We start from the raw sequence: 13,502 nt of genomic DNA, 5'->3' as shown, positions 1-13,502 counted from the left end.
ACCTTTTTACCCTACCAGCGTTTAAATTTGTGATCAACTTCACACATGGATTTCGTTGAGCACTCATTGATGTAACTGATTATTTACAGTCAATTTACAGAGAAGATTTCTTCGACCATTGCCCCCGCCAGACGTTGTGCTGAACAGAGCCGTGGCATCCCCAACGCGACGGTTTGCCAGCGTTGGGTTACTGACCAGCAAACAGGCTGCTTATCGGCATCCGACCACTTGCCCAGCCAACTTAAAAAGTCTGCATGATCCCCGCCTGTCGAGGCTCCAGGAGGGGAAAACCACTGATGGTAATAATGGCGAGTGGTCGGTGCCGCATTGATACTATCTGCCAGATATTGCGTCGCTTTCACGCGCAAATCACCCAGCAACAACGCCACCGCTTGCGGGCTTCCCAGATGGCAGGCATCGCCAAACGCTCCCCAGCGCAGCTCCTCCAGAGCAATAAAACAACGTCCCGGTAGCGACCAGGCGTTATACGCACCAGCACGCCAGCGGGTAAAAATTTGCTCACTCTGCTCACCTGCCTGAACCAGTAACCCTCGTTGCATTAACGCTTTTTCCTTCCAGCGACAGCGGGCAGAAAACCACTCATACAACGCGGCGATTTGCTGGGGAAGTTCCGGGAAAGCAGAGTACGAACGGTGATCCATTTTTTGCAATAGTGCCAGATGTTGCGCGATCTGCGTCAGCGCCAGATGACCGGGATCAAGCATCGCCGCCAGTTTTTCCACCAATGTCAGGCGCAGGCTAAGTGGCGCATTTAACATTCCGGCATTCGCCCACGTCTGAAGTTGTGCGCGCGCAAGAAGTTCCTGCATCAGTCGTTCACGAAGCTGCTGCTGATGGGTTTGTGGATAGCGGGCATCATCGCCCTGCGCCAGATCCACCAAAAAGCGGGGATAAACCGACTCCAGTACGCGACCAGAGCCGTCCAGTAACGTCTTTGTCAATACTGTTCTGCCATGAAAAGAGTTTGAATATCATCGCGTAACAACTGAGAGTCCGTATAAATCCAGCCATGAATCATCACGGTCTGTTGCAATTGCTGCTGCATCATCCTGACCACGGATTCATTTTGTTGACGCAGAGCCAGACTATCGCGTAAACGCGCCTGTAATTCCGTCAAACATAACGCGAAATCAGCGAAAAAAGTGTTCATGCCTGCCGTGACAGAATCATCGACCTGAACCGCCAAAGCTTTAGCCATTTGTTGGCAATAAAGGTCTACTTCTTCGGTTAACGTTCGTTGTAGCGCACTGTAATCAACGGCCTCTGGCGGTGATTTCTCACCACCCCGTCCCCAGTCAGGCTGATTCAGCCAGCGCGAGAACGTCTCACGCACAATGCCAAAACGGCTGCTCTGCTCATCCATTGCTTCCTGGTGGGATATTGCATCGCTGAACAGCTGGCGAGTATTGAAGTGTGGGACTGCGCCGTGAAAAGCAGGAAAATGAAAGCCGGGGCGAAACCCGGACTCATTCAATTCTGTTTTTACCCGTTGCTCGATGGGGTGAATAACATCGGTTAACACCCGGCAAAGGGTTGATTCCAGTTCAGCAAAACGCAGCGTAAAGTCACGGCTGATTTTGGTCTGTGCCGCCTGTAACAGCGTCTCGCAGCGGGTACGAATCTCGCTTAACGGCCACGAATCATGTTGAAACAGCACTGCTAACTGGGTATTCACCTCGTCTTGCTGCTGACGCAGAAAGTCGTTGGCTGATGCCAGAGCAACCTCGATTTCATGTTTAATCTCGCCACTCACCTGCACCTGATTAAGCTGCAATAGCTGCATATTTTCTTCAATCTGGAGGATATTTTGCCGCAATTGCTCGCAAACGACGTTCAGCCCGTGAGCGCGAAAATCAAGGTATTCCCGCGCTTGTTGGGCATAATTCAACAACTTATGCGAGGCAGATCGCAGTGCATATAACGACGCGTTGGCGTAGGCGGCATGGAGTAATGCCTGAACCGGTTGGGCGAACAGCGAATCTTCCCACAGTTGATCGGCAGCATGGCGAATATGGTCGATATCTGCCAGATCGGCATTGCACCAGCGCCTGCCAAGCGCGGCATGGGCAAAATCCTCCACCCAGCGTTGTTGCTCCGGTGCTGGCAACTTACCATTGTTAGCTAACTCATGACGTGCCCGATTTGCCAGATAGCCCCACATCGACGATACCGGAAATATCTGCCCTGGCGTAACACAACCTTTCATCAACGTCCCGGAAATCAGCGCCCGCACCTGTTCAGCATCGTCACTGTTACGATCCTGCTGATCGAACTTATTGACGAGCACATACAGCGGTACTGATTTCCCCACCGCTAAAACCGCCTCACGCACTTCTTCATCGGAGATTGACTTCAGTTGCGTATAGTCCAGCACCGCCAGCACTGCGGAGGCGCGCGCCAGTTGCTCGTTAAGCATTTTTTGCAGATGCGGTTGTCCGGCTTCATTCGGTCCGGGGGTATCCAGCAGCGTCAACTGCCCGGGATAACTCTCTAGCCCTGCCAGATGGACAAACTCCACTTCAATTACTGGAATATGCTCAATGGCGGCGTAAGCAGAAAAAGGAAAATCGACGTCCAGCGCCTTCGCCAGACGCACCAAATCATTCAAACTTTTCAGGCAATGAAAAATTGGCTGGGCACCAAGATAATATTTTTCAAAAGCAACGCCATTTTCGATCCGCTGCATAAGCGCACGCATATCTTTATCTATTTCCAGCAGTTCGGTCAGATGCTCAATATCGCAATCGCGCAGGCGTTGTTGTAATTGTTGGATTAAACAGTCGATTGGTGCGACATGTGAAAAATGCAGCACCGGTTCTTTTTGCCCCGGCGTATGGCGAATAAGCGTCGGCAGCGCAGTCATAGGGCGATTGCGATTAGGCAGAACTTCAGTGCCAACAATAGCGTTAATGGTGGTTGATTTCCCTGCTTTCATGGTGCCAATAATCGCCAGCACCATTTCCAGACGGGAAATTTTTCGCAGCTCATTATTCAGCATTGCGTGACGCTCGGCGATATTAGACTGACTCCAGGGTAAAGCCAGTGGTGGTGCATCTTCTCCGGGCACAGAGAGCGGCATTTTTTCCAGTAACTGCAACTGTTGTCTGGAAAGCTGTAACAGACGTTCAGCCTCCTGACTTAACTCATATATTGTCTGTGTGTACATGGAAAATTCTTCCTTAAAGCAAATTTCATTATTTTTATTTAGCCAGATCGTTTTTTCGTTCTGTTGTCGGCTTTTATAATTACTGCAGGAAATAATTTTTATATTTAATATGTTGTTTTTATTCGGATGAATAAATCTCTTCCGACAAGTTAAAAGTCAGAAAGATAAAATAACAATTTAATTAAAAAAAGAACAAGAAGAGAGTTAACCTTAACTTAAATAATAAACAGAGGCAAAAAGATTATTTTCTTTTTGCGTTGTCTTTCAAATGAAAACGATCGTCGACTAAAATCAGCAGTACCCCCGACAAACGCAGGGATTTTGTGTATAATTGCGGCCTTTTTCGGCAATCTGCCGTTTTTTGGCGCTTTTGCCCTGCTGACTTTTGAGGAAATCCACATGTCATTACCACACTGCCCGAAATGCAACTCCGAATACACCTACGAAGATAACGGCATGTACATCTGCCCGGAATGCGCCTACGAATGGAACGACGCTGAACCTGCGCAGGAAAGCGACGAGCTGATCGTTAAAGATGCTAACGGCAACCTGCTGGCTGACGGCGACAGCGTTACCATCATTAAAGATCTGAAGGTGAAAGGTAGCTCTTCGATGCTGAAAATCGGCACCAAAGTGAAAAACATCCGCCTGGTTGAAGGCGACCATAACATCGATTGCAAAATCGACGGTTTTGGTCCGATGAAACTGAAATCTGAGTTTGTGAAAAAGAATTGATTTCGAATGCCGGGTGCGATACATCCGGCAACGGTGCCAAATGCCTGATGCGACGCTTGCGCGTCTTATCAGGCCTACAAATTCCCGCGCCATCCGTAGGCCGGAATAAGGCGTTTACGCCGCATCCGGCAACGGTGCCAATGCCTGATGCGACGCTTGCGCGTCTTATGAGGCCTACTCTTCATCTGTACAAAATTCAAACTACACTTAACTGACTTCTCTTAACTGAGGTCACCATCATGCCGTTAAGCCCCTATATCTCTTTTGCCGGTAACTGTGCCGACGCCATAGCCTATTACCAACGCACGTTAGATGCGGAACTGCTCTATAAAATCAGCTTTGGAGAAATGCCGAAACCCGCGCAGGAAAGCTCCGAAGGTTGTCCTTCAGGGATGCAATTTCCTGATACTGCCATCGCCCATGCTAACGTGCGCATTGCCGGAAGCGACATCATGATGAGCGATGCCATACCGTCAGGAAAAGCCAACTACTCCGGATTTACGTTGGTGCTCGATTCGCAACAGGTCGAGGAAGGGAAACGTTGGTTTGACAACCTTGCCGCCAACGGAAAAATCGAAATGGACTGGCAGGAAACCTTCTGGGCACATGGCTTCGGCAAAGTTACCGATAAATTTGGAGTGCCGTGGATGATTAATGTCGTTAAGCAGCAGTCAACACAATAGCCGGGCTTTAATAGCTGATGGGGAGAATTAGGGGGAGGAGCGATGCCTGCCCTATACCCAACATCACCGCCCATACTCATCTTCCATTCTCCGCTCTTCATCTTCCAGTTGCCGACGCTCCTGATCAAGCTGGCGCTGGCGGTCGTCCAGCTGCCTGCGGCGATCTTCAAACTGGCGGCGGCGGTCGTCATATTGTCTGCGACGATCGTCGCTCACTTGACGCTGCCAGCCGTCGTCGCGCGAATCTTCATAGTCACGCCCACGGTCAGGGTTATAAGCGTCGTTAATCGCCTGCTGAATATTACCAATCGTGTCGTCGATAACATCGGCCTGAGCCGGAACGGTGGTCAGCGTGAGCAGGGTGAAAAGAAAGAGCGTGGAGTAAGGTTTCATAAGACAGTCTCTGTGATGGACTGGCTTAACGTTAGTTGAGTGTAAATAACCGGAGTAGCGGAGTAATCTCAAATACGGTAAGGCGCAGACTCTTCCATTAGCTGGATAGCTCGCCGTTTATTTTCCGCCACCAGCACAATGCTATGACATTTTTGATCCGGAGAAATACTCCAGATACGTTCTTCCGGAATGCAGCCACCATCGTAGATCACTTTAGTGCCATCGTAAGGCCAAAATGTCTCTTGTTCAGTGTCTAATATAAACACCGAAATCTGATCGGACTCGCGCGCGATCTTCTGCCAGAGCATCTTCCCGCCATCATACTGATCAAAATCGCTGATGAGTGTGATTCCGCATTGCAGGATTAACGCTTCATACAGTCGCGTTGCCAGACCTTTATCGCGTTCACCTGGGGAGACGCAGATACCTTCCACTTGTACCAGATCCGAGTCTTCCCACCAGCGTTCAACGGCAATAATATCGCTGCCGAACTCTTTTTTACGCTGCAGGTCGAGAGCGGCGAGTACCCGATGACGTGGCACGCCTGCAAAAACTTCAATGTCCGCTTCAATGATGGCCGCTCTTGGCGTCTGGCTGTCATAAATCACCTGTAACAGACGCCCGGAAAGCTCGATCTCTTCCACCACGCGAAAAGAACGAGCAACCGTCATTGGGCTATAGGTGGTTGGCATCACGATCATATGTGAATCGCCTCTTGTCAGTACTGACATAATTCCTTTTATATCCCATTCAGAGCAGAATTGCTCACAATAGCAGCACGTTTGCTCCAGGCCTCTTGATAAATTCTGAAAATCATCCCTCAATTTGCCCCAATGCCTGCGCCAGTTGCACGCGGGTAAAAGGTTTGCGCAGCAGCGCCACTTCTGGCAACGCGGGGTTATAGCTGGGGCGTAAATCCTGACCGCTGATGAGCAGCAGCGTCAGGTGTGGGTAGCGTTTGCGTGCTGCATTGACCACTTCTGCGCCGCTCATACCGCCTGGGAGCATTAAGTCGCTGATAAAAATATCGATTTCCACTGATGCCGCCAGCAGATCCAGCGCCTGTTCGCCGCTGCTGGCTTCCAGCGTCAAATAGCCCAGCAGGTGCAACTGTTCGCAGATTGTCTGGCGTACTGCAGCTTCATCTTCCAGCACCAACACCAGCTTATCGCCGCTGACGGCTGTCTGTTCTACCACCGCTGACGATACATTTTTCGCCGCCAACAACGCACGGGGAAGCTGTAGTCTGACTGTCGTTCCCTGCCCCTGTGCACTTTCGATTTCCACCCTCCCGCCGGACTGACGCACGAAACCATAGACCATCGACAAGCCTAGTCCGCTGCCACTGCCCGTCTGTTTGGTGGTAAAGAACGGCTCGAATACCTGGCTTTTCACCTCCTGCGACATTCCACAGCCATGATCGATAACCTCCAGAGCCACCATGTCCTGACGCTGCCCACCGCTACGGGTGACACGCTGGTTCCAGGTGCGGATTTTGAGGGTTCCCGTCAGCCCTTCCATCGCATCACGAGCGTTCATCACCAGGTTGATGATGGCGTTTTCCAGTTGGCTGACGTCAATCCACGCAGGCCACGCCGGAGACTGCGCTTCAATCTCCAGCGTCAGCGTTGCCGGTAAGGAGTGGCGCATCAATTCGCTTAACTCTTCCAGTAATGTTTTCAGTTCAATGGCTTGTGGATGTAAGGACTGCTTGCGGGAAAACGCCAACAGTCGCTGGGTTAGTAGCGCGCCACGTTCGGCGGCTTGCTGCGCTCGCTGTATTCGCGGCGCGTCGGGCGAGTCTGTGTTCACCAGCTCCAGGCTGCCAATAATCACCGCCAACAGATTATTAAAATCATGCGCCAGTCCCCCCGTCAGTTGCCCGACCGCTTTTAGTTTCTGGCTATGCAACAGCGCCTCTTCCAGCCCCTGCCGCTCGGTTTGAGCAATCTCCATCTGCGTGGTTTTCTCTTTCAGCAGCCGTGACGTCCGCTCAAGCGATGCGGTATTACGGGCGAAGACGTTAAAGGCGCGTGCCAGTTCACCTAACTCATCGCGCCGCTGTAACGCCGGAAAGCTGACGTCTGCTTCACCGTGCGCCAGACGGCTCATGGCGCGGGAAATCGCCGTCAGGTTTGAGCCGAGATTGCGATAGATGTACCAACCTGCAAATGCGGTGATCACCACCGCTAACAGGGCAAAAATCATGATCACCCTCTCGCCGGAGCGCAGATCCTGGTAACTTTGTGCTACCCGCTGACCGGAAAGCATCGCCACCTGTTCGGCATAATGGTTTATATCGCTGTTAAGGATCGCCACCAGAGCTTTGATGTGAAACATATACCAGCTAATCGCCAGATCGCTTTGCTCCAGTGACGCCGAAAGCGGCGCGAGTTTACGTAGTTCATCATTGAAATCAGTAAGTAGCGTATTTACTAACGGCGTATCACTATGAGTCGGCAGCGCAGACATCACTTCAACCAGTTGATGAATAATCGCCTGCGGTGCTGGAGTGGCAATGGCGGCAACGATCAGCCGGTTCATCTCGTTAAGCAAAAGATCATCTTCCGCGTAAGTGACTTTTTGCAGATGCCGCAGATAACTTAAGTTTTGATATAGCGAACTTAACAGCGCGTTACGTTCCAGGTGCCGCCTTTGCCCCCGCTCCAGCATTCCGCCGACGCTGGTTTGCAGTTCATTACTGCGCTGGATGATTCGCGCCACCAGCCCGGCGTCCTGCTGTGCTAAAGGCGCGTTCGCCAGTTGTGCAAGCGAGCTTTTTAATGCCCGCTGTGTCTCCTGCAATCGCTCGGCTTCACCTTTATATTCCAGCGCGCCCACCACCTGTGATAATCGCACCGCCGCTGTCGCCACGTTTGCGGTGTCGCGCGCCAGATTCAGGCTGCCGGTCATATCATCCACCGTTTGCTGCTGCACCTGCTCCTGCATCTGGCTGGCATGACGAAAGCCCATTACCGCCACGCCGCTGACCATCAGCGTCACCGCCACCACAAGCAAATTTAAAAGCAGCAACCGCCCGCGCGCGCTGGCAAAAAAGTGACGTCCGGGGTGCGCCATATCACGCTCCGTAAAGAAAAATCGCAATATGACAAATATGAACGGCTTCTGACATTTTGCATTTACTTTCCTGTGATGGAGTGCTGATATCGACAACCTCGCAGGAGTCCGCCATGAACAGCACGCCAGTTCTGGAGATGCGCAATATTGCCAAAGCCTTCGGCAAATTTTACGCGCTCAAAGGGGTGGATTTGACGGTTTACCCTGGCGAGATCCATGCCCTGATGGGGGAAAACGGCGCCGGAAAAAGCACGCTGATGAAGGTGCTGGCGGGGGCGTATACCGCCACCAGCGGCGAGATCCTGATAGACGGCAAGCCCTTTCACATTCGCACACCGAAAGATGCCTTAAACGCTGATTTATCAGGAGATGCAGCTGGCACCCAATTTGACGGTGGCAGAGAACATTTTCCTCGGCAGCGAGCTTTCCCACGGCGGGCTGGTGCAGCGCAAAGAGATGCTGGTGCAGGCGCAAAAAGTGATCGACCGCCTCGGCGCGCAGTTTAACGCCAGCGATAAAGTCATGACGCTGACCATCGCCGAGCAACAGCAGGTCGAAATCGCCCGCGCGTTGCATCGCAACAGCCGCATTCTGGTGATGGACGAACCTACCGCCGCCCTCTCCTCCCGCGAAACTCACCGCCTGTTTGAACTGATTATGCGACTGCGCGATGAAGGGATGGCGATTATCTACATCAGCCACCGCATGGCAGAAGTGTATGAGCTTTCCGATCGCGTCAGCGTGCTGCGTGACGGGCAATACGTTGGCAGCCTGACCCGCGACAATCTCAACGCCGGGGAACTGGTGCGGATGATGGTCGGCAGGCCGCTGAGCGATCTGTTCAATAAAGAGCGCGATATCCCGCTCGGCAAAGCCCGCCTGAACGTTCACCACCTGACCGACGGCGGCAAAGTCCAGCCGAGTAGCCTGCTGGTGCGTTCCGGCGAAATTGTCGGCCTCGCCGGGCTGGTGGGCGCCGGACGTTCCGAACTGGCGCAGTTAATTTTCGGCGTGCGGAAAGCGACAGGAGGAATGATTGAAGTCGATGGCGAACCGGTGGTGATCCACTCCCCGCGCGAAGCCATCGATCTTGGCATTGGTTTTCTCACCGAAAACCGCAAAGAACAGGGATTGTTCCTTGAAATGGCGGCAGCCGAAAACATCACCATGGCAACCCTGGAGCGCGATGCCAGCTGGGGGATGCTCAATCGCAAAAAAGCACAAACCATTTCCGATGACGCCATTAAGTTGCTCAACATCCGCGTGCCTCATGCCCAGGTGCGAGCAGGTGGGCTTTCGGGCGGTAATCAGCAAAAACTGTTGATCTCCCGCTGGGTGGCGATTGGCCCACGCATTTTACTGCTCGATGAACCCACGCGCGGCGTGGATGTCGGCGCAAAAAGCGAGATCTACCGGATCATGAACGAGATGGCGCGCAAGGGCGTGGCGATCCTGATGATCTCCAGCGAACTGCCGGAGATAGTCGGGATGAGCGATCGCGTTTATGTAATGCGCGAAGGCAGCATTGCCGGTGAGTTAAACGGCAACAACATCACCCAGGAAAACATTATGACCTTAGCGACCGGCGTCAACGACGCCCATTCCCAGGCGGTGCGCTCATGACGACATCTGCAAAGACCTCTGCCAAAAAAATGTTAATGAGCGATCTGATGCAAACGGTCGGCATTTTGCCGATTCTGATCCTGATCGTGGCGGTTTTTGGCTTTATCGCGCCAAACTTTTTTACCGAAAGCAACCTGCTGAATATTACCCGCCAGGCGTCAATCAACATTGTGTTGGCGGCAGGAATGACCTTCATCATTTTGACCGGCGGGATCGATCTTTCTGTAGGTTCAATTCTCGGCACCACGGCGGTGGCGGCGATGGTCGTCTCCCTTAGCCCGGAGTTCGCCATGCTGTCGATTCCAGCGGCGCTGATGCTCGGCCTGCTGCTGGGGTTGTTCAACGGCGCACTGGTGGCCTTTGCCGGATTGCCGCCATTTATCGTCACGCTCGGCACCTATACGGCGCTACGCGGGGCGGCGTATCTGCTGGCAGACGGCACCACGGTCATCAACTCCAACATTAATTTCGAGTGGATAGGCAACAACTATCTTGGGCCAATCCCCTGGCTGGTGGTCATTGCGCTAGCGGTGATCGTGGTGTGCTGGTTTATTCTGCGCCGTACCACGCTTGGCGTTCATATCTACGCCGTCGGCGGCAATATGCAGGCGGCGCGTCTTACCGGCATTAAAGTCTGGTTGGTGCTGCTGTTTGTTTATGGCATGAGCGGCCTGCTTTCAGGGCTGGGCGGGATTATGAGCGCCTCGCGGCTATACAGCGCCAACGGCAACTTAGGCATGGGTTACGAACTGGACGCCATTGCGGCGGTGATCCTCGGCGGCACCAGTTTTGTTGGCGGGATCGGCACCATCACCGGCACGCTGGTCGGCGCGCTGATTATCGCCACGCTCAACAACGGCATGACCTTAATGGGCGTCTCTTACTTCTGGCAGTTGGTGATCAAAGGGGCGGTGATCATCATTGCGGTGCTGATCGACAAATACCGTACCCGACATCATCAAAGCGCATAACAACAATACCCTACACATGAGGAATACAGTATGAGATTGAAGCCCTTAGTGACCGCGCTCTGTGCAGGCGCGCTGCTGGCTGCGGCACCGTTCGCCCAGGCGAAAGAACTGAAATCGATAGGCGTAACGGTAGGCGACCTGGCGAACCCGTTCTTCGTACAGATAACCAAAGGCGCGGAGCTGGAAGCGCGTAAACTGGCAGGCGATAACGTCAAAGTGACGCTGGTTTCCAGCGGCTACGATCTGGGCCAGCAGGTGTCGCAAATTGACAACTTTATCGCCGCTAACGTCGATATGATCATCCTTAACGCTGCCGATTCAAAAGGGATCGGCCCGGCGGTGAAACGGGCGAAAGACGCCGGGATCGTGGTGGTGGCGGTTGACGTAGCGGCAGAAGGTGCCGACGCCACCATTACTTCCGATAACACCCAGGCGGGCGAAATGGCCTGTAAATACATCACCGATCGCCTAAAAGGCAAAGGCAACGTGGTGATCATCAACGGCCCGCCGGTGTCCGCCGTGCAGAACCGCGTCGAAGGCTGCCAGACCGAATTTAAACGCCATCCTGACATCAAGGTGCTCTCTGACAACCAGAACGCCAAAGGCAGTCGTGAAGGCGGGCTGGAGGTGATGACCGGGCTGCTGGCGGCGAATCCGAAGATCGACGGCGTGTTTGCGATTAACGATCCCACCGCGATCGGCGCCGATCTGGCAGCAAAACAGGCACAACGTAACGAGTTCTTTATTGTTGGCGTGGATGGTAGCCCGGACGCCGAAGAGGCGCTGAAGCGTGAGAACTCATTGTTTGTCGCGACTCCCGCACAAGACCCACAGGTGATGGCGGCGAAAGCCGTCGAGATCGGTTATGACATTTTGCAGGGCAAACCCGCGCCGAAAGAGCCGGTGCTGATCCCGGTGACGATGATCGACAAAGACAACGTCGGCAATTACAAAGGCTGGACGGTGAAATAAGTCCGAAGCCGGGCGGCGACGCTGCCCGGCGACAGCGCATTAGCTAATCCAGGAGCGGGCATGATGGAACGTAAAGGTATTATCGCAGCAGGAAATATGCTGGTTGACCACGTCCACCAGATTATCCAGTGGCCGGAGCGCGGCTGGCTGGCTGAGATCACCCACAGCGAACGCTCCACCGGCGGCGCGCCGCTTAACGTCCTCCTGACGCTGGCGAAAATGCGCGCCGGGCTGCCTTTGCAGGCGGTCGGGCTAATCGGTCAGGACAGCGATGGCGATTACATTATGGCGATGCTGGAGCAATATCACGTCAACCGCCAGCATGTGCAGCGCACCACTTTTGCGCCGACGTCGATGTCGCAGGTGATGACCGATCCCAGCGGGCAGCGCACCTTTTTCCATTCTCCAGGCGCTAACCGGCTGCTGGATCTTCCGGCGTTCGACCAGCTTGATAGCAGCATGAAAATCTTCCATCTCGGTTATCTGCTGTTGCTCGAAAGCCTGGATATGCCAGACGATGTTTATGGCACTCGCAGCGCCCGCCTGCTGGCGCAGATGCATGACGCTGGCTATGAAACCTGTCTCGATCTGGTTTCCCGCAAGGGCGATCCGCGCTATCAGCCGCTGGTATTGCCCGCGTTGCGTCATCTGGATTATCTGGTGATTAACGAACTGGAGGCTGGGGAATTTAGCGGGCTGGAGATTCGTTTGCCTAACGGCGAGCCACATATCGCGCATATTGCCGCCGCCGCGCGCGAACTGTTAGATGCGGGCGTGCGCCAGCGCGTGGTGATTCACTGCGCGGAAGGCGCATGGGGAGAGACGCCGGAACAGGGCGGCATGTGGATACCCTCACGGAAATTAGAACCGCGCGAGATTATCGGTAGCGTCGGCGCGGGTGATGCGTTTTGTGCCGGATTTTTGTATGGCTGCCACGAACGCTGGACGCTTACCGAGAGCATCAAACTGGCACATGCCTGCGCACGCGCGAGCCTGTTATGCGCCAACGCCATCGACGGGGCAAAAACACTGGAAGAGCTGCAAACAGAAATGTCGGATTAATGCACGTCGGCAGCGAAGACATAACCCAGACCGCGCAGAGTTTTAATCAACATTGGCTGATGCGGGTTCAGTTCGATTTTGCGTCGTAGTCGCATGATTAATACGTCGATGGTGCGATCAAACACCTCTATGCTGTCACTATGGGTAAACTCCAGCAACTGCTCACGGCTCAATACCCGACGGGCGTTTTGTGCCAGAGCCAGCAACAAGCAATATTCGCCCTGAGTCAGCTCAACAAGTTGCTGTCGCGGATTATGTAGCTGGCAGCGTGTGGTATCGAGATACCAGCCATTAAATGACAGCCCGGCATTTTTCTCCTCATTGACCGCCAGCACGCCAACGCGCCGTAACACCGCTTTTAGTCGCGCGACCACTACCCGTGGGGTAAATGGCTTGCAGATGTAATCATCCGCGCCCATTTCCAGCCCGACCACCACATCAGACTCACTGCCCAGACCGGTCAGCATCACCACCGGCAATGCAGGACGCATTTTCTGTAGTTGTTGTAATACCATCAGGCCGTTGGTATCAGGCAACATCATATCCAGCACCACCAGCGCAATATCAGGATCGCCTTCAATACACGATATTGCCGCCTGTCCGGTATGGCAGACTGAAACCGTAAAGACATGTTCGCTTAACACATCCTGCAACAGTGCACAGATAGCCGCGTCATCATCCACCACCAGCACCACGGGTTTCATGGTTACACTCCGCATTATTCACCTGATTAATCATTGTGCGTACTTCCTGGCGAAGTGAAAGAGGAAAGCAATATATATAATGAAAATATAATTC

Annotated in this window: 11 protein-coding genes and 1 pseudogene; 6 read left to right on the top strand and 6 right to left on the bottom strand. The window is 53.4% G+C overall.

Annotation, left to right across the window (positions count from 1 at the left end; genetic code table 11):
• Nucleotides 1-89: 89 nt before the first annotated feature.
• Nucleotides 90-962 (bottom strand): diguanylate cyclase regulator RdcB family protein, encoded by an 873-nt coding sequence (locus tag A7Z29_RS16240; RefSeq protein WP_000169207.1) that lies wholly within the window; start codon nucleotides 960-962, stop codon nucleotides 90-92.
• Nucleotides 959-3,187, bottom strand: coding sequence for a clamp-binding protein CrfC (crfC, locus tag A7Z29_RS16235; RefSeq protein ID WP_105290471.1), 2,229 nt, complete (start codon nucleotides 3,185-3,187; stop codon nucleotides 959-961). Before crfC ends, A7Z29_RS16240 begins: the two co-directional genes overlap by 4 nt.
• A 399-nt stretch (nucleotides 3,188-3,586) precedes the next feature.
• Here crfC and A7Z29_RS16225 point away from each other — a divergent pair, with 399 nt between their 5' ends.
• On the top strand, nucleotides 3,587-3,922 hold the full coding sequence (locus A7Z29_RS16225; RefSeq protein ID WP_001300891.1) for a zinc ribbon domain-containing protein YjdM: 336 nt from the start codon (nucleotides 3,587-3,589) through the stop codon (nucleotides 3,920-3,922).
• 239 nt (nucleotides 3,923-4,161) lie between these two features.
• Complete coding sequence (yjdN, locus tag A7Z29_RS16220; protein WP_001131294.1) at nucleotides 4,162-4,605, top strand: VOC family metalloprotein YjdN; 444 nt, start codon at nucleotides 4,162-4,164, stop codon at nucleotides 4,603-4,605.
• 63 nt (nucleotides 4,606-4,668) lie between these two features.
• Here the strand turns inward: yjdN and yjdP are convergent, their stop codons facing one another.
• From yjdP to A7Z29_RS16205, 3 genes are all read right to left on the bottom strand, one after another.
• Nucleotides 4,669-4,998 carry a DDRRRQL repeat protein YjdP gene (gene yjdP / locus A7Z29_RS16215; RefSeq protein ID WP_105290470.1) on the bottom strand — a complete coding sequence of 110 codons (330 nt, stop codon included), beginning with the start codon at nucleotides 4,996-4,998 and terminating at the stop codon, nucleotides 4,669-4,671.
• Between the two features lie 68 nt (nucleotides 4,999-5,066).
• Nucleotides 5,067-5,699 (bottom strand): GNAT family protein, encoded by a 633-nt coding sequence (locus A7Z29_RS16210; RefSeq protein WP_000636711.1) that lies wholly within the window; start codon nucleotides 5,697-5,699, stop codon nucleotides 5,067-5,069.
• Nucleotides 5,700-5,811: 112 nt separating this feature from the next.
• Nucleotides 5,812-8,076 carry a hybrid sensor histidine kinase/response regulator gene (locus A7Z29_RS16205; RefSeq protein WP_105290469.1) on the bottom strand — a complete coding sequence of 755 codons (2,265 nt, stop codon included), beginning with the start codon at nucleotides 8,074-8,076 and terminating at the stop codon, nucleotides 5,812-5,814.
• Between the two features lie 113 nt (nucleotides 8,077-8,189).
• Between A7Z29_RS16205 and A7Z29_RS16195 the strand changes: the two are divergent.
• The 4 genes and pseudogenes from A7Z29_RS16195 (at nucleotide 8,190) to A7Z29_RS16180 (ending at nucleotide 12,704) form a co-directional block, all read left to right on the top strand.
• Nucleotides 8,190-9,699 (top strand): annotated as a pseudogene (locus tag A7Z29_RS16195) (sugar ABC transporter ATP-binding protein).
• On the top strand, nucleotides 9,696-10,670 hold the full coding sequence (locus A7Z29_RS16190) for an ABC transporter permease subunit (protein WP_021551530.1): 975 nt from the start codon (nucleotides 9,696-9,698) through the stop codon (nucleotides 10,668-10,670). The pseudogene A7Z29_RS16195 and the gene A7Z29_RS16190 overlap by 4 nt, the downstream one beginning before the upstream one ends.
• A gap of 30 nt (nucleotides 10,671-10,700) precedes the next feature.
• A complete protein-coding gene (locus tag A7Z29_RS16185; RefSeq protein WP_032226457.1) occupies nucleotides 10,701-11,642 on the top strand; it encodes an ABC transporter substrate-binding protein in 942 nt (313 codons plus the stop codon).
• A 60-nt stretch (nucleotides 11,643-11,702) separates the two neighbouring features.
• Nucleotides 11,703-12,704 (top strand): carbohydrate kinase family protein, encoded by a 1,002-nt coding sequence (locus A7Z29_RS16180; RefSeq protein WP_000970595.1) that lies wholly within the window; start codon nucleotides 11,703-11,705, stop codon nucleotides 12,702-12,704.
• Here the strand turns inward: A7Z29_RS16180 and A7Z29_RS16175 are convergent.
• Complete coding sequence (locus A7Z29_RS16175) at nucleotides 12,701-13,408, bottom strand: response regulator transcription factor (protein WP_000805926.1); 708 nt, start codon at nucleotides 13,406-13,408, stop codon at nucleotides 12,701-12,703. The genes A7Z29_RS16180 and A7Z29_RS16175 overlap by 4 nt on opposite strands.
• Between the last annotated feature and the right edge of the window lie 94 nt (nucleotides 13,409-13,502).

Origin of the sequence: Escherichia sp. MOD1-EC6842 (assembly GCF_002965705.1) — a bacterium.
GTDB lineage: Bacteria > Pseudomonadota > Gammaproteobacteria > Enterobacterales > Enterobacteriaceae > Escherichia > Escherichia ruysiae.
The sequence above is the reverse complement of the archived record's forward strand: the minus strand, read 5'-3'. Positions and strand labels throughout refer to the sequence as shown.